Genomic DNA, 14829 nt, shown 5'->3' on the forward strand with positions numbered 1-14829 from the left:
ATAGCAGTGCTATTTTATTTAGTATACATAATTATTTTTTAACTGTCAAGATAGCAATGCTATTTTTTTTAATAATTTACCGAGTATTATTATCAATATATAGTAGAAAAAAATGAATTTAGGATGATATAATGCCGGCAAATAGTGAAAAATAGGGTAATTCCTGTGGATATTATTGAGAATTTATGGTATAAAAAGAAAAGAATATTTAGGGTAAGTTATATGGAGGGAACATATTTTATGCACAATGGGATATCTATAGGAAAAGGCATTTTGTGGGTACTTGTTTGGTTTGGCTTTATGATCTTGTATACTATTCTTGATGTTTCGATATGGAGAAAGATAGCCCCTGAACATAGCAGAGTTTTGAACATAATTACTGTTATTTTGTGTATGACTATATTCCTTATTTTACTAATGAAAAGAACAAATTTCAGACCTAATTTATTTACGAATATTTCTTTTCAAGGATTAATATTAGCTGTAGGCTGTTCCATATTGTTCTATTTCCTTTTAGATAAAGGATTAGATCCCATATTTGAAAGTTTTTTTCCATCAAGCAGAGAAAATTATCAACAAATCATTCAATCAATAAGAACTTCACCAATTATCGGTTTAGTTGATTTTTGCATACTTGCACCTATTCTTGAAGAAATCTTAATGAGAGGATTTCTGCTTGAGGGGCTATCAATAAATTATGGAAAAATTGTTGCCTTACTTATATCTGCAGCACTCTTTGCTATGCTCCATTTCAATATAGCCCAAATAGTTCCTTCATTTATTTGTGGTGTGATTTTAGGCTTACTTTATTTTCATACAGGCTCAATATTTTCTTGCATACTTGCTCATATGGGATACAATTTAATTGCGTACAGTGTGATAGTTTTACCCATATATAATAAATAATGGAAGAACTGAAAAGTACAGACTCCCGCTAAAACTGTAATTATAAATTTGCTGTTATTTAATTAAATATCCTTTTTCGACGGCTTTTTCCAATAATTGCAGGACAAAATTCCATATTTTTTCCGAGCCGTCTTTAATATGTATATTTTTATTTATTACCATATCATATGTTACGTTATTTTTTTTCCAAGAATAACCTTCAGACATATAATTTTGAATTATCGGTTCCAATCTATCAAATACGGAAGCAAATTTTGCTTCATTCGTTTTTCTTTCTTCAAATTCTTCCCATAAGCTTAAAAAATATTTTTTTTGATCCGGTTCCAATAAGCCGAATATTCTATCCGCAGCTTTTTTTTCATTATTATAAGATTCATCTCTTTGTGAAGAATATAAAAAGGTATCTCCTGCATCTATTTCAACGATATCATGGATTAATAGCATTGAAATAACTTTTTCAATATTAACTTCAAAATTTGCATATTCTTTTAACAGAATACACATGATTGAAATTGTCCAAGAGTGTTCGGCATCATTTTCCAATCTTTCGGAATTAAATAATTTTGATTGCCGGAAAATATGTTTAACCTTATCTATTTCTATAATAAAATTGAGTTGATTAACTAATTTATCATTTTGATTAAAATCAATTAAAAATGCTCCTATTCTTTTTGAATCCATTTTTTTCTCCTATTTCCTCACCGGAGGTATGCGGCTTAAATTAAGTCTATCTATATTATATTAAAAAACCGGTTTCTTCAAGTAATAAAACTTCTTGTCAAACTTCTTCAATACATTATTTTTTCTTTATAATTTTTCCTATAAAATGTGTTATTGCAGCAAGCAAAGACAAAATTGCAAAATAATCAACAAAAAACAGAATATATCCTTTTTCAAGGTTGAGGAAAAAGAATTGTTGTTGCAAGATTAAATACCGCCATACTCCGCGAGTGATAAAGGCGTGTAAGCCGTAAATGCAAAGGAGGGCTAGCATGATTCTGCATACGAGTATCTTTGCCCGTCCTGCATTTGTCATTGTCCGGCTTGACCCGGCAATCTTTTTCGCAATCATCCCAGCGTGAAGTCCGATATGAAACGACATAAACATAAAATACCAGTGACTTGCCAAAAGATGTACAATCCGTGCAAACCCAAGACCGATTTCAATTCCTAAGAATGTAAAAATATGATTTGAAAGAATTATTCCGCTTATCATTAAAAAGATAACACAAACAAAAATCCCGCAGTTTATTATTGTTTGCATAATACGGAGGCTGTTGTATTTTCCATGAAACATTGAACCGTACCATTTTCTGTTCAGTGTAATATGAACTGCCCACAGTACAAACAGAGCAGCCCCTATTATTTCATGTACAATATCAGCCGGAAATAAATACGCTCCTCCCATTAATATAATGGAAAGAAGCGTCATTACGATGTCAAGCGGCATTCTTAGTTTGTTGATCGTCATTTTCTTTGCAGTCCGTTTTTGTTCAGCCAAAAAGTATCACAATAGAATAAAGCGTTTTTTTCATACTTATTCCTTATTTTAAAAGGCTTTCGGAATATTTTTTGATTTCAGCGCCGCTGGCGCGGGTAAAATCTTTTCCGCCCTTAAAATCCGCTCCTTTTGCAAACTTAGCTAAATCCGCTCCGCTTCTTCCAAGTCCGCTTCCGCCGCTTGTGCAGAGTGTAATGAGTTTTTTGCCATTCCAGTTCTGGCTTTCTACAAAGGTGTACATTATTTTAGGCGCATACGCCCACCAGATTGGATAGCATAAAATTACCGTGTCATAGGCGGAAATATCGATTTTGTTTGCGATTTCAGGCCGGCATTTTGGGTCATTGCACTCAATCGTCGTAAGCGATTTTTTATCGTGCCAGTTCAAATCCGCATTGGTGTATTTGTGAACCGGTTGGATTTCAAAAATATCTGCTTTCATTTCTGAGGCTATGGATTTTGCCATTTTTTCCGTCGTTCCTGTTGCACTGAAATATACAACCGCCGTTTTTGCTGAAAGTCCTGCCATAATAGATCCTCCAAGTAAAAGTGTAAGAATTAGTTTTTTCATGATAAGGTCTCCTCAATAAGTTTTAGTAACACTTCGTTACTAAAAACAATATAAGTGATAAAGCGTTATTTGTCAATACCTAATAGTAAAATAATTAACAAAAAGTTACTTATTGCATAAATAAAAGATTAGTTGTAATATAATTGCTATGGCTGATTATATCCGTGCTAGAAGCGGCGAACACAAAGAAGAACGTTTTTCTCAAATCAAGCAGGCAACGGCAGAACTCTTTGAAAACGTACCTTATGCAGTAATTACGCTTACTATGATTGCAGAAAAACTAGGCTGGTCCCGTGCGAACCTTTATAAATATGTTACCACAAAAGAAGAAATTATTCTGAAAATTGCTGCAGATAAAATGTCTGCCTATTACGGCTCACTTCTTTCAGCTTTTCCCGACGGTAATAATTTTTCTGTCGAAGTCATTGCAGAAATCTGGGCTGGAATTTTGAACGCAAATCAGGATTATATGAGGTATGTTTCATATTTGAATCCTGTGATAGAAACGAATGTTACGGTCGAGCGTCTGGCAGCTTTTAAAAAGCAATACTATGATTTTACAAAGGCTTTAAGTGAAAGGCTTTCAGAAATGCTTGACGTTACGCAGGAAGCCGCTTATAAAATCCAGCTCGATGTTTTGTTTTACGCTTCATCAAATGCCGTCTGCTGCTACAAAAATCCACTCGTGCAGGAAGCGTTAAAACAAATCAATATTACTCCGCTTCCTATGGATTTTTATCAAGATATGAAAAAGTTTGTGAAAATGCGCATAGAATATAAATGATATCCCTGAACAGTACCCGATAGAGTGTTTTATCAAACACTTTTTTCTAATTTCCGGTTATTGAGTTCAGCTTTAATTAAGTCCGGAAATTTTTTGCTAATACCCTTATCTTGATTAATTGTCGTTAGTGGACATTCATTGTCCTTTAGATTCAATAACCATTCTTCCTTATCCATATTTATTCATTCTCCTTTCAACTTCTAATTTACCAATCTCCACAAACCTAGGTTTTACAATATCTTAGTAAAACAAATAATTCGATTTACTTCCTTGAAATTCAGGGCTTTATGAAAGCGAAAACTAACTATATTATCGATTTCGCAATCACTAGCAAACTCTTTGCAGCCGTTACATTTTGCCCATACTTCACACTCAGCCAAAAGTTCTTTCGCATATCCCATATTGCGATAACTCTCTTTTATAAAAATTCCCTCTAAGTAACCAACTGGACTATATTTTGTTCCTTCCACATAGTCATATCGTAACCGGCACTGTGCAAAGCCGACAGGAATATCCTCCTCATATTTCAAAAAGAATTGGGCTTTCCCTCTCGAAATAGTTTCTGAAAATTCAGCAATCAACTCGGTGTGAGAATGGCCATCCCATAATAATGCAGCTAAATTGGCCAATATTTCTAAATCCTGTTTTCCCGCTTTTCGTATCATATTCTATCTCCAGATTCTAATTTGTCAGTTTCTTGTCCACCCCATTATATCATATTTCCCATATTTTGTAATTTAATCAATTTGAATATTCATTCTTGTAACCTCTGTATTTTTTCTTAATTTTGCTTTTTCTCTTGTGACAAGATACTTCTGAATATCAAAGAAATTTCTCTTGTCATAGTCCTCCAATAGTTTGTAATTCTTATGTTTTGTGATGTCGAATTTATCCGATATAAAAGGGCGAACACCTCGAAGCTGAAAGATACATTTTCCTCCATCCATAACTGTAATCGCATCTTGACTCATCAGTTCTTTACCGGGCTTGGCAATGTTCGGCAGCCTTTTGAATGAGAAAGCGGTCGGCGGTGTTTGTGGTGCATTATTAACCAATATTGCAGGTTGGCTGTCCGGCGTTTTTATTCCGATTGATTTGATAGGCGGCGCTTTCAAAACAATAAGACTGTTGCCGTTCTATCATAGTACTGAAGCAATACGGATAAGTTTAAGCGGTAATTTCAGTCATATGCTTCCTCATTTGATTGTCGTAATAGGATATACAGCCATTATTTTCACGCTTGCTATTATCTCTTTTAATCGTAAAATGAATGGTGAAAAAGCTTAAAAATAAATCATCCCGTGCGGAGTGTGAGATAGTCCTTCGCACGAATAAAAAACAGTAAACCGATTTTGATTTACTGCTTTTTTAATAGCCATGTTGCAGCATTTTTATTTAATTGTTTTAGTTAGACAAACTGGGATCTATCGTTATTATACTCCAGCAAACTTTTCCCATCTTAATAAATATCTATAGTAAAGCCCCATTCTAAATTCACATCCTGGTAATTCTTCTGATATAACTTTTCTTACATCACCGAGATAAGGAAAATTATAACTAACAGGTATATTTTTATCTTCACAGGAACGTATTCTTTTTATCTTAGACATTATCATACAAGGTATAACTCTCATTCCCTCAATCAAATAGTCCATTAAATTTGAAGGCTTTGCAAGACCAACAATAATTAAAACACCATTTTTTGAAAGCATTGATTTTGCTTTCTTTATCCAGTTATAATAAACTGTATTGTGATTCCAGTATTCAATCTCTTTCAACATTTTCTCTCCACACCTTCTAATTCTGCCTGCTGGATTTCTATTTCTGATTTTATTTCTTGTAGATTTACTTTATTAGCTATTACATTTTATTTAATTGTTTAATTAAGTTAGACAAACTGAAATTTGTCGCTCTTTAAAGAACTGACACATCAGTTGCTTTTTTATTTTGCTCTCTAATCGAAAGAACAGCTGCCATTACTATAATAATTATTTTACAAGCATAAGCTATATTTTGATTACCACCTACTGCTAATTGTGAGAAAACATTTATTAACGAATGTGTCATCACACATATCCACAAACTGTTTGTCTTTATAAATAATGCGGATAAAATAAAGCAATTAGTCAACAATCCAAGCAAAAATCCAAACGCCCGTACTTGCGGCAATGTTCCTTCAATGTAGAAATAAGAAAAATGCCATATTCCCCATAGAACAAAAGTAATTAAAGTTGAACTAATATAACTATGGCGTTCCATCATAATTGGTTGAAAAACATATCTCCACCCTACTTCTTCAATCCCACCAAAAAGGATTGCTTTAAGAAATAAGATAATAGGAATATACCACGCATTCAACGCTAATTTTCCATCAAATGCAACATAGCAAAAATCCAAAAACAAGAACACAATAACGAATAAATAACTGCCGGTGTTTTGCTTTATATCGAAAAAATCCTTTAATATTTTCTTTGTACTGTACTTTTTGTATCTAACTGCAATAACAGTTCCCCATAGAGCAGATGAAACTCCACCTATTCCAATAGCAACCATTCCCATTGGCATCGTATAATCTACAACCATACCCAAATTACGCAATATAAAAACTATAATAAATATCGTCCATATTTGCCCTAAGGTTCCTAATAAATAAAGGAAAATTGCTTTTTTTCGACTCATAAATTTCCCCCTAAATTCAAATTTGTCAGCTAATAAATTTCCCCGCCAACTTGTACACTTGCTTTATTTCTTTGCTTTCTAAGTTCCAGTTATTGAGTTCAGCTTCAATTAATTCTGGAAATTTTTTGCTAATATCCCTTAAAGCGTTTCCTACTGATTTCCTAACATAGTCACTCGTATCTTCTTTTAATGAAGCAATTCGTCTAATAGCTTCATTCGGATTATCTTTGAAATATGGTCTGCTCGTCCATATTCTTAATCCTTCTGTAACGGCTCTTCTTGTATTAGGATTATTATTTCTTAACCATTCATCAATGATTGGAAGTGCTTTTTCATATTCTATTTTCTTGCAAAATTCATCAAATGCCTTTGCCAATACTTCCTGAACTCTCCAATTATCATCTTTAGAAACTTCATCTCGCATAAATGCTAAAATATCATCTTGTTCTGATAAGTGTCCAAAAAGAAATACACCGTACATTCTTACTTGATAGGTATCGGATTTATAGGCTAAAAAAGCCAACTTCTTGATATATTCATTATCATTAGATTTATAATCGGTTAAGGCTCTTTTTTCTTCCTCTTTGAAACCATTATCTACCAAAGAAAATTCTTTTTCTAAACTCGCAATATACTCTTTCAAACGAACTCACCCCCGTTATCTTCAAATTTTTCTCTCTACATATTTGCCGATATTATACCATTTTTAAACCGATTTTTCTACCGGCAAATTTGCTGCTTACTTTCAAGTCTTTCATAGAAACTATCATACCGTAATACCGGAGATTATTTATCATTATAATGATTTTTACACTGAATAATTTTAATCCGCCCACGCATCATCTGAAAAATCTTTATGCACTTGTTACGCCTCGACAAGTTCATGAATTGAATGCTGCCCATTTTTCATTTGAGCTTTAGAATGTTCCAAAGCTTTTATATTGTTTTCCGAATAAAAAGAATCATCTTGAACAATTTCAAATGGAATTTTACGTTGGATTAATATTTGCTTTAAAAAGATACGTATTGCAGTTGTCGTATCCATTCCGATTGATTCAAAAAAAGCATCTGCATCTTTTTTTAGCGTTTTATCTATCCGTGTTTGTAAAACAGCTGTTTTCATATTTAATTAAAAAGTTATTTGTCTTTAATCGAAACCCATATTTCTAGAGGTGTTTCACCATCATACTTTATTCATTTGCGGCTTGTTCGCAATTTCAGCATTGAAGCGGGTGTTAATTGCACATATTAAATTTACCAACATAATATCAAGACATCAGCTTTTCAAGTTCATTCTTTTCGGCACCGCACAGTTCTTTGACAATCTTCCCGCAGGATAAAATCAGTACGCGAGAGCAGATTGTTTTGATAAACTCAATATCATGGGTGATAACGATGACTATTTTTTTATCGTCCGCGAGCTGCTTGATTATGTGTCCTGCCTCCTGCATACTTTTAAGATCAAGGCCGCTGGTCGGCTCATCAAAGATAAGAATATCCTTTCCGCACAGCACACTGACTGCTACCGCAAGCCGCTGTTTTTGCCCGCCGGACAGAGAAAGCGGATGCCTCTCTTTTAGCCGGTCAAGCGAGAGTTCCGCTAATACTTCATCGATAGCGGCATCCGGTAAATCTTTGATACCTAACCGGCATTCTGCATATACGCTGTCAGTAAAAAGCTGATGACCGACATCCTGCATCACCATGTAGGAACGCTCTCTCCGCATTTTTCTCGATAGGGCTTTGCCGTCAAACGATATGCTTCCAGTCTCTTCCTGTGTAAGCCCGCATAGCGTACGTGCAAGTGTTGTTTTACCTGCTCCGTTTTCTCCCGCTATTGCAATAATTTCTCCGCCTGCTGCTGTAAATGAAATATTTTGAAGGACGGATGTATGCCCTAATTTGACGGTAATATCTTTTACTTCAAACGTATGTACGCCAGAAGATACGCGTACATCGGAAGATGCACTTATATCGGGAGTTGCGTTTACAGTCTCTGCTTTAACATCAGCAAGATTTCTACAGCGCAATTCCATATGTTTTATTTGCGCTTCAGGCAGATTTACAAACGTTTGAATATCCATATCCTGTGCAATCTTTCCGTTTTCCATAAAAATAACACGATCAGCTATATCCATCACATACCATATTCGATGTTCGGCAATAACGATTGTCTTTCCTTGCTGTTTGATTTTGCTAATAAGAACACGCAGTTCTTTGATAGAACGGTAATCCATATTAGACGAAGGCTCATCCAACACAAATATTTCAGGCTCTGCTGCATACACAGAAGCAAACGCAATCTTTTGTTTTTCTCCTCCGGAAAGTTCGAAGATACTGCGTTCGCGCAAGTTTTGTATCTGTAAATCTTGGGTAACTTTTTCAAGGCGGCTAAGTAATTGCTCCGGAGGAAGTCCGCGGTTTTCCAAACCGAATACGATTTCGCTATCCGTATCGGTATTAAAAAACTGTGTTCTTGGATTTTGAAATACCGTACCGACACTATCGGAAAGCTGCGCAATATCCGCTTCCGCACTGTTCATACCGTTTATAATTGCTTCTCCGGAAAATTCGCCTTCAAAAAAATGGGGAATTAAACCGTTAATTAAACGTGTTACTGTTGTTTTACCGCAGCCCGATCCGCCGCAGAGCAGCACGCATTGTCCTTTTGGGATATGCAATGATATGTCACTCAAATTATTCTCTTTTGTTCCGTTATAAGAAAAAGAAATATTTCGTAAAGTAATCAAGGAAGAACCGCTCCTTTTACAGTATTAAAAATGATAAGCACAACAATGCCTGCATAAAGAATGAGCAGCAGTGCATCTCTCATCCGGAACCGTATGTTTTCAAGACAGCTCCGCCGCTCAAGGTGATCGATTCCCCGTGTAATAGCAGCCTGTGTTATCTCGTCGGATATTTTTGACGCTGACACAAGCATCGGCACATACACATATTCCATTGTCCGTACCGGATGGAAAAGCAATCCAGCAGGAGAAACCGATATACCCCGCAAAGACATTGCATCCTTGATAAAACCCCATTCTTCCGTCATTGTTGGAAAATAGCGCAAGGTGATCGATAATGCAATCGTAAAACCTTTCGGTAAGTGCAATCGGCTGATTGCCGCCAAAAAAGTGCTTACCTTAGTTGTTCTGATGAGAAGAGAGCCGAGCATAAAACATGGAATGAGCTTTCGGATGTATACGGCAAACATATAGAGAATGCCGCCTACAGTTACCGGAAGGTGCGGCACTAGCAGCATCGGCAGTGCCAGCAAAATGACGAATGCAGCTCCGCTTTTAAATGCACGCCGACAATGTCTTGCTTGTAAGAGCAGCAAAAAGGGGAGGAATGTAAAAGCGTATTCTATCAGCGTACTCTCATTCAAAAAAACTGATACGCTCGTAATCGCAAGGATGAGTAATTTTGTGCGCGGATCAAAAAGCATTTACACAATTCCCGCTTTTTCAAAATGTTTTTTCAGCAATTTTTTTCCGATTATTCCGCCGATGAGCGCGCACAGAACCGTCCCCGCTATCATTGCCGGAAGCACCCATCGGTTAGCTCCGATTGCGTTAATAACTTCGGCAAAAGATGAAAAGTCCCCTTTTTTGCGCATAAACGCATCAAACTGAGCAGGCATCACGGCCATTGGAATATACGCTCCCATCGGTGCAAGCGCAAAAATACAATATGCCGTAAGATTTTTTTTAAAAGACTTAAACTCTCCAAAAGATGCGATACCGTCTGCAATAAAACCGAAAAGGATAAAAAAGGCCGACATCATCCAAAACATGCCGGTAATAAAGAGCAATAATCCGGCTAAAATCCCCAAAACCGAAATGGCGCCCCGCTTCGGAATTTTTGCGGTATACAGCATAAAAATACTGCCGGCAAATAAGGCGACAATCATCGGCATAAACGGAAAGGTAACCGGTGTCATCTGCGCAACCCCGCCGATTACAAAAGCAGCCGCAAAATAAACAAGCGAAAAAACGCCGATGGAAATAAAATCTTTAGTCTGTAATGTATTTGACTTTTTGTTTTTCATATTCTCCTCATATCAGCTTTAAAAGCCCCTCCCATCCTGAATTAAAGAAAACGGCGAGTTCTTCTATATATCCCATCGCCTGTTCTCTTGTCATATCATGTACTACGGTTTCAAACACTGCGGTAAAATACGCACTCGTAATCATGTGATGAAGTTCATGACTTATGCTTCCTTTGATTTTTCCCTTTTCCCGCAGCAGTCGGTAATATGTTTCGGTACGTTCCACATCCAGCTCCACCAGATCATGGATATAATTTGCATATTTCGTACCTTCTGCACCGCAAAGCACCAGCTTGAATTCGTCGAAACGGTCATACACGTAATTTACAAAGTGCCGTAAATACTCTGTCGATAAATCCCTGCTTTCTGCTGTCCGCTCTTGAGGAATCAACTCAAAATGTGCCTCTTGCGCCGCCTTAAATTGCTCGACCAACCCGTCTGCCGCTTCGGAAACAAGGGCTTCAAACAAAGCAGCTTTATCCGCATAATACCGAAAAATCGCTCCGGTCGTTAATCCCGCTTTTTTTGCAATCGTGCGGACAGAGGCAGCGTTATAGCCTTTTTCTAAAAACTCGCGCTTAGCCGTATCCAAAATCAATTGTTTGGTATCTTCACTTTTGCTCATAAACGAACCGCCTTTGTAAATAAAATAGCATTGCTATTTTATTTAGTATACATAATTTCTTTTTGAGTGTCAAGGGCCGTATTTGTCAACTAAAAAAAACATTTTTTTTATTGCCGCACAATACATAAATAAAAAATGTTGAAAACTTACCGTACGTAGTACGTATTGACAAAACATTAATTTGCATATATAAGAGGAAATATAAAATGAAAAGAACGGCACTTCATTCGTCGGCTAATTTTATATTTACCTCTTTTGAAGTTATTTTAGAATATACCTTAATAAGAATAATTGCAGCTTTACTTACCTCATTGCATAAGCCTCTTCCTTATATTTATTTGTTTTTAGCGGCTGGGTTTCTTTTCTTTTTTTGCAGCTTTTATGCACGAAAACTGCGTATGTTGGTAACCTTAGAAAAAACGCAAGATTTGCGCAGCAAGGTGCTTGATACGTGTTTATTCCTAAATTAGGAAACAAGGCTGAACTCTTTGCAAAACTTAAAGATTTTTTACACAGTTTTTCGGAAGTAATGATGTTTTCGATTATAGGAGCAAAAAATAATTTTACCGTAAGTTTAAAACGCTTTCAAAACATTGCAAATAAAAACACAATCATAAAATCATCAACCTCAGAATTTACAAAAATAGAATATAAAAATGTCCTTCCTTTTTATTTAAAAGAAAAACTTAAACCTCTTTCTTTTTGTATAAATAAAAATGATAAGGTTTTAATTAAAGGAGAAAACGGAATCGGTAAGCATGAGAATAATTTATCATATACTCTTCCTCACCCTTTAGCCCGTTTTTAAGCCGCAGGATTTTTTCAAAATATTGATAAAAATTGCTGAGGGCTATGCCTAAAGTATTTACTATATCCAAAACACTTGCCTGAAATATTGGATTATTGGCATTTAATATTTATAAAAAAAATCTATAAAAAATCAGAAGTTCTATTGACATTACAATAGATTTATTGTATATTATAGCTGTAAGTTAATTAGAACAACTTGCATAGATTTTAAACGGTCATTTATTTTATAATGAGGTTGCAATGGAAACAAAACTAAGTCTTAAAGGTATCGCAGAATATCTTGACGGAATCGGGCTGCAGTATATGGCTACAATCGGACTTGATGGAAAGCCTAAAGTACGTCCTGTTCAGTATATGATTTTGCGTGATGATAAATTATGGTTCTGTACAAACAAAGAAAAAGCGATGTATGCGGAATTGCAAAAATCGCCGTTTATAGACCTGTGCGGAAGCCGACTGCAAAAAGATGAAATTACAACGGCATGGATTCGGTTCAGTGCAGAAGTTGTTTTCCCGGTAGAAAGTGAAGAAATCTTCGCTGTAAAAAAGGCAATAATGCAAAAAAGTGAGATAGTTCATGAGCTTTATCATAACAATCCGGAGCATCCTCTGTTCAAAGTTTTTTATTTGAAGAATATTTGCGGTTCACTCAATAATCTCGGGCATGTAAAAGGTTTGGAAGAGCGAAAAGATTTTTCAAAGCCGATTGATTTTTATTTTTAAGAAAGGCTTATTGTAAGGAAGGTAAATTATGACACAGACAGAACGGCGGCGTTTTTTAATTGAATATCTTCTCGCAGAAAATTCTCAATACCGAGGCATGCAGATTCCTGAAAATGAAACGGAACAAAAGCATCTTCTTCGTTCACTTGTGAATCTACGTCCTGTCGTTCCTGCAAGTGAAGAGTTTTTGCATATTGAAGATGAGTATTTGCAGGAAGAAAATAAACTGCGCGGAATTACCGACATCATGGATTTGGTTCCGGCGTGCAGCGGCTTTTACCTGTGGAGGGGCGACATTACTACACTCAAAGTCGATGCAATCGTGAATGCTGCAAACAGCGGAATGACCGGCTGCTGGCAGCCCTGCCACTCCTGTATCGACAACTGTATCCACACCTTTGCAGGAATCAGACTCCGTGCCGCCTGCGATTCGATTATGAAAAAACAGGGTCACGAAGAGCCTGAAGGTCAAGCAAAAATCACTCCTGCGTTTAATCTGCCGTGTAAGTTTGTGCTTCATACCGTCGGCCCGATTGTTCAGGGAAAACTTCAAAAAAAGCATGAGGAGCTGTTAGCATCTTGTTACTCTTCCTGCCTGAAACTGGCTGAAGAAAATGAAGTTAAGAGCCTTGCTTTTTGCTGTATTTCTACAGGGGTATTTATGTTTCCGAATGAAAGAGCCGCCGAAATAGCAGTAGAGACCGTCCGCAAATATTATGAGGAAACGGGAAGCCGGATGAAAGTTGTGTTTAATGTGTTCACTGAAAAAGACGAGGAAATTTACCGGAGGCTTATTTTCAGCCGCTAAAAATAGGGAGTTTTTTATATGACAGAGAAGATTGAGAAATTAAAACAGATTCTTTCCGAAGCGAAAACAGTTGTCATCGGAGCGGGAAGCGGGCTTTCCACTTCGGCAGGATTTACTTATTCCGGTGAGCGGTTTGAAAAATACTTTTCCGATTTTGCGGCAAAATACGGTTTTCACGATATGTATTCGGGAGGATTTACGCCTTTTGAATCGCTTGAAGAGCGTTGGGCCTATTGGAGCCGTTATATTATGATAAACCGCTATATGAATCCGCCGAAACCGGTTTATGAAGATTTGTTTTCTCTTGTGAAGGATAAGGATTATTTTGTGCTTACTACAAATGTAGACCATTGCTTTCAAAAAGCGGGTTTTGACAAGGAAAGGCTTTTCTACACGCAGGGAGATTACGGATTGTTCCAATGCAGCGAGCCGTGCCATGAGAAAACTTATGACAACGAAAAACAAATCCGTGCAATGTGGGAATTCCGGCAGAGAATGGAAATCCCGGCAGAACTTGTTCCTCATTGTCCTGTCTGCGGAAAACCGATGAGCATGAACCTGCGGGCAGACATCACTTTTGTTACAGACAAAGGCTGGCACAAGGCATCAAAAAGGTACGAGAATTTTTTGCAGACCCGGAATATAATCTCCCCGCAGGGTCAACAAGAACATCAAGCAGACAGCGGAAAAGTGCTGTTTCTTGAACTGGGCGTTGGAGGAAATACGCCCGGAATCATAAAGTATCCTTTTTGGCAGATGACGTTAAAAAATCTGAATGCGGACTATGCCTGCATCAATTTTGGCGAAGCCGTTGTGCCGCTCAAAATAGAAAACCAATCTATTTGTATCAATGAGGATATTGGCGAAGTTTTGAAGGAAATTAAGGCAAAAAGATGAAGATAAGTGTCCGTTTTACGGCAGCAGTACATACGCTTTTGTGTATCCGGCATTTTCAAAAAGATATGCGCGTTACTTCGGATTTTATTGCCGCAAGCACGGGTGTGAATGCCGTTATAATAAGAAAGATTTTGCTTCAGTTACAAAAAGCGGGACTTATAGAAACGGCGGCAGGGGTCGGAGGATCGCGATTGGCACAGAATCCGGATAAAATAACCCTGCTCGATGTTTATAACGCAATCAATGAGGGCGATGAAGAGAGGAATATTTTTAATTTTCACCCTAATCCCAATCCGAAATGCCCTGTAGGAAGTAAAATTCATCTTGTGCTTGATGTCAAATTGGATGATGCTCAAAAAGCAATGAAGGATTCGCTTAACAAAACAACTATTGCCGATTTAAGTAAAGATATTTAACATGAGAGAAAGATTCCTAATTCAAGCTTCTCAGTCTGACACGGAGATCGAACCG

General features: G+C 36.7%; 23 protein-coding genes. 9 read left to right on the plus strand and 14 right to left on the minus strand.

Features of this window, described 5'->3' with window-relative positions; translation table 11 throughout:
* The first annotated feature begins 240 nt into the window (after nucleotides 1-240).
* A complete protein-coding gene (locus E4N74_RS12385) occupies nucleotides 241-906 on the plus strand; it encodes a CPBP family intramembrane glutamic endopeptidase (protein ID WP_044979718.1) in 666 nt (221 codons plus the stop codon).
* 54 nt (nucleotides 907-960) lie between these two features.
* Here the strand turns inward: E4N74_RS12385 and E4N74_RS12390 are convergent, their stop codons facing one another.
* The 3 genes from E4N74_RS12390 to E4N74_RS12400 form a co-directional block, all read right to left on the minus strand.
* Complete coding sequence (locus E4N74_RS12390; protein WP_255818044.1) at nucleotides 961-1587, minus strand: HD domain-containing protein; 627 nt, start codon at nucleotides 1585-1587, stop codon at nucleotides 961-963.
* A gap of 115 nt (nucleotides 1588-1702) precedes the next feature.
* Nucleotides 1703-2407, minus strand: a complete 705-nt coding sequence (locus tag E4N74_RS12395) for a DUF4405 domain-containing protein (RefSeq protein WP_245609024.1) — start codon at nucleotides 2405-2407, stop codon at nucleotides 1703-1705.
* A gap of 43 nt (nucleotides 2408-2450) precedes the next feature.
* A complete protein-coding gene (locus E4N74_RS12400) occupies nucleotides 2451-2978 on the minus strand; it encodes a flavodoxin (RefSeq protein ID WP_044978439.1) in 528 nt (175 codons plus the stop codon).
* 148 nt (nucleotides 2979-3126) lie between these two features.
* On the opposite strand from E4N74_RS12400, the gene E4N74_RS12405 reads away from it, so the two are divergent.
* Nucleotides 3127-3762 (plus strand): TetR/AcrR family transcriptional regulator, encoded by a 636-nt coding sequence (locus tag E4N74_RS12405; RefSeq protein ID WP_044978440.1) that lies wholly within the window; start codon nucleotides 3127-3129, stop codon nucleotides 3760-3762.
* Nucleotides 3763-3794: 32 nt separating this feature from the next.
* Here the strand turns inward: E4N74_RS12405 and E4N74_RS12410 are convergent, their stop codons facing one another.
* From E4N74_RS12410 to E4N74_RS12420, 3 genes are all read right to left on the minus strand, one after another.
* A complete protein-coding gene (locus tag E4N74_RS12410; protein ID WP_255805488.1) occupies nucleotides 3795-3938 on the minus strand; it encodes a hypothetical protein in 144 nt (47 codons plus the stop codon).
* A gap of 54 nt (nucleotides 3939-3992) precedes the next feature.
* Complete coding sequence (aac(6'), locus tag E4N74_RS12415) at nucleotides 3993-4427, minus strand: aminoglycoside 6'-N-acetyltransferase (RefSeq protein ID WP_044978441.1); 435 nt, start codon at nucleotides 4425-4427, stop codon at nucleotides 3993-3995.
* 72 nt (nucleotides 4428-4499) lie between these two features.
* Entirely contained in the window at nucleotides 4500-4733 is a 234-nt protein-coding gene (locus E4N74_RS12420; protein ID WP_044978442.1) for a hypothetical protein, read from the minus strand.
* Between the two features lie 37 nt (nucleotides 4734-4770).
* Between E4N74_RS12420 and E4N74_RS12425 the strand changes: the two genes are divergently transcribed.
* Nucleotides 4771-5049, plus strand: a complete 279-nt coding sequence (locus E4N74_RS12425) for a hypothetical protein (RefSeq protein WP_245609025.1) — start codon at nucleotides 4771-4773, stop codon at nucleotides 5047-5049.
* A gap of 146 nt (nucleotides 5050-5195) precedes the next feature.
* Here the strand turns inward: E4N74_RS12425 and E4N74_RS12430 are convergent, their stop codons facing one another.
* The 8 genes from E4N74_RS12430 to E4N74_RS12465 all read right to left on the minus strand — a co-directional run bounded on the left by E4N74_RS12430 (nucleotide 5196) and on the right by E4N74_RS12465 (nucleotide 11120).
* Complete coding sequence (locus E4N74_RS12430) at nucleotides 5196-5543, minus strand: hypothetical protein (RefSeq protein ID WP_255805489.1); 348 nt, start codon at nucleotides 5541-5543, stop codon at nucleotides 5196-5198.
* Between the two features lie 133 nt (nucleotides 5544-5676).
* Nucleotides 5677-6441, minus strand: coding sequence for a CPBP family intramembrane glutamic endopeptidase (locus E4N74_RS12435; RefSeq protein ID WP_255818045.1), 765 nt, complete (start codon nucleotides 6439-6441; stop codon nucleotides 5677-5679).
* 25 nt (nucleotides 6442-6466) lie between these two features.
* Nucleotides 6467-7084 carry a DNA alkylation repair protein gene (locus tag E4N74_RS12440; RefSeq protein WP_255818046.1) on the minus strand — a complete coding sequence of 206 codons (618 nt, stop codon included), beginning with the start codon at nucleotides 7082-7084 and terminating at the stop codon, nucleotides 6467-6469.
* A gap of 222 nt (nucleotides 7085-7306) precedes the next feature.
* A complete protein-coding gene (locus tag E4N74_RS12445; protein WP_044978446.1) occupies nucleotides 7307-7564 on the minus strand; it encodes a type II toxin-antitoxin system RelB/DinJ family antitoxin in 258 nt (85 codons plus the stop codon).
* 145 nt (nucleotides 7565-7709) lie between these two features.
* The gene (locus tag E4N74_RS12450) at nucleotides 7710-9191 is read right to left on the minus strand and encodes an ABC transporter ATP-binding protein (RefSeq protein WP_044978447.1); all 1482 of its coding nucleotides are present in this window, start codon (nucleotides 9189-9191) and stop codon (nucleotides 7710-7712) included.
* The gene (locus E4N74_RS12455) at nucleotides 9188-9892 is read right to left on the minus strand and encodes an energy-coupling factor transporter transmembrane component T family protein (protein WP_255818047.1); all 705 of its coding nucleotides are present in this window, start codon (nucleotides 9890-9892) and stop codon (nucleotides 9188-9190) included. The genes E4N74_RS12450 and E4N74_RS12455 overlap by 4 nt, the downstream gene beginning before the upstream one ends.
* Nucleotides 9893-10495 (minus strand): MptD family putative ECF transporter S component, encoded by a 603-nt coding sequence (locus E4N74_RS12460; protein ID WP_255818048.1) that lies wholly within the window; start codon nucleotides 10493-10495, stop codon nucleotides 9893-9895.
* Nucleotides 10496-10502: 7 nt separating this feature from the next.
* On the minus strand, nucleotides 10503-11120 hold the full coding sequence (locus E4N74_RS12465) for a TetR/AcrR family transcriptional regulator (RefSeq protein WP_255818049.1): 618 nt from the start codon (nucleotides 11118-11120) through the stop codon (nucleotides 10503-10505).
* A 206-nt stretch (nucleotides 11121-11326) separates the two neighbouring features.
* On the opposite strand from E4N74_RS12465, the gene E4N74_RS12470 reads away from it, so the two are divergent.
* From E4N74_RS12470 to E4N74_RS12495, 6 genes are all read left to right on the plus strand, one after another.
* Nucleotides 11327-11590, plus strand: coding sequence for a hypothetical protein (locus tag E4N74_RS12470; RefSeq protein WP_255805494.1), 264 nt, complete (start codon nucleotides 11327-11329; stop codon nucleotides 11588-11590).
* Entirely contained in the window at nucleotides 11572-11928 is a 357-nt protein-coding gene (locus tag E4N74_RS12475; RefSeq protein WP_255818050.1) for a hypothetical protein, read from the plus strand. Before E4N74_RS12470 ends, E4N74_RS12475 begins: the two co-directional genes overlap by 19 nt.
* Nucleotides 11929-12170: 242 nt before the next feature.
* Nucleotides 12171-12653 carry a pyridoxamine 5'-phosphate oxidase family protein gene (locus tag E4N74_RS12480; RefSeq protein WP_255805496.1) on the plus strand — a complete coding sequence of 161 codons (483 nt, stop codon included), beginning with the start codon at nucleotides 12171-12173 and terminating at the stop codon, nucleotides 12651-12653.
* Nucleotides 12654-12681: 28 nt separating this feature from the next.
* The gene (locus E4N74_RS12485) at nucleotides 12682-13461 is read left to right on the plus strand and encodes a protein-ADP-ribose hydrolase (protein WP_044978454.1); all 780 of its coding nucleotides are present in this window, start codon (nucleotides 12682-12684) and stop codon (nucleotides 13459-13461) included.
* A gap of 18 nt (nucleotides 13462-13479) precedes the next feature.
* A complete protein-coding gene (locus tag E4N74_RS12490) occupies nucleotides 13480-14358 on the plus strand; it encodes an SIR2 family NAD-dependent protein deacylase (protein ID WP_044978455.1) in 879 nt (292 codons plus the stop codon).
* Nucleotides 14355-14774, plus strand: coding sequence for an Rrf2 family transcriptional regulator (locus E4N74_RS12495; protein WP_255818051.1), 420 nt, complete (start codon nucleotides 14355-14357; stop codon nucleotides 14772-14774). The genes E4N74_RS12490 and E4N74_RS12495 overlap by 4 nt, the downstream gene beginning before the upstream one ends.
* The last annotated feature ends 55 nt before the right edge of the window (nucleotides 14775-14829 follow it).

The organism is Treponema putidum (assembly GCF_024401155.1).
GTDB lineage: Bacteria > Spirochaetota > Spirochaetia > Treponematales > Treponemataceae > Treponema_B > Treponema_B putidum.

Bases quoted from the DNA above. Each gene is read 5' to 3' on its own strand.
- E4N74_RS12385 (WP_044979718.1), top strand. From the start codon at position 241: ATGCACAATGGGATATCTATAGGAAAAGGCATTTTGTGGGTACTTGTT.
- E4N74_RS12465 (WP_255818049.1), bottom strand. From the start codon at position 11,120: ATGAGCAAAAGTGAAGATACCAAACAATTGATTTTGGATACGGCTAAG.
- E4N74_RS12485 (WP_044978454.1), top strand. From the start codon at position 12,682: ATGACACAGACAGAACGGCGGCGTTTTTTAATTGAATATCTTCTCGCA.
- E4N74_RS12490 (WP_044978455.1), top strand. From the start codon at position 13,480: ATGACAGAGAAGATTGAGAAATTAAAACAGATTCTTTCCGAAGCGAAA.
- E4N74_RS12480 (WP_255805496.1), top strand. From the start codon at position 12,171: ATGGAAACAAAACTAAGTCTTAAAGGTATCGCAGAATATCTTGACGGA.
- E4N74_RS12495 (WP_255818051.1), top strand. From the start codon at position 14,355: ATGAAGATAAGTGTCCGTTTTACGGCAGCAGTACATACGCTTTTGTGT.
- E4N74_RS12390 (WP_255818044.1), bottom strand. From the start codon at position 1,587: ATGGATTCAAAAAGAATAGGAGCATTTTTAATTGATTTTAATCAAAAT.
- E4N74_RS12435 (WP_255818045.1), bottom strand. From the start codon at position 6,441: ATGAGTCGAAAAAAAGCAATTTTCCTTTATTTATTAGGAACCTTAGGG.
- E4N74_RS12400 (WP_044978439.1), bottom strand. From the start codon at position 2,978: ATGAAAAAACTAATTCTTACACTTTTACTTGGAGGATCTATTATGGCA.
- E4N74_RS12460 (WP_255818048.1), bottom strand. From the start codon at position 10,495: ATGAAAAACAAAAAGTCAAATACATTACAGACTAAAGATTTTATTTCC.
- E4N74_RS12430 (WP_255805489.1), bottom strand. From the start codon at position 5,543: ATGTTGAAAGAGATTGAATACTGGAATCACAATACAGTTTATTATAAC.
- E4N74_RS12445 (WP_044978446.1), bottom strand. From the start codon at position 7,564: ATGAAAACAGCTGTTTTACAAACACGGATAGATAAAACGCTAAAAAAA.
- E4N74_RS12405 (WP_044978440.1), top strand. From the start codon at position 3,127: ATGGCTGATTATATCCGTGCTAGAAGCGGCGAACACAAAGAAGAACGT.
- E4N74_RS12420 (WP_044978442.1), bottom strand. From the start codon at position 4,733: ATGAGTCAAGATGCGATTACAGTTATGGATGGAGGAAAATGTATCTTT.
- E4N74_RS12470 (WP_255805494.1), top strand. From the start codon at position 11,327: ATGAAAAGAACGGCACTTCATTCGTCGGCTAATTTTATATTTACCTCT.
- E4N74_RS12455 (WP_255818047.1), bottom strand. From the start codon at position 9,892: ATGCTTTTTGATCCGCGCACAAAATTACTCATCCTTGCGATTACGAGC.
- E4N74_RS12410 (WP_255805488.1), bottom strand. From the start codon at position 3,938: ATGGATAAGGAAGAATGGTTATTGAATCTAAAGGACAATGAATGTCCA.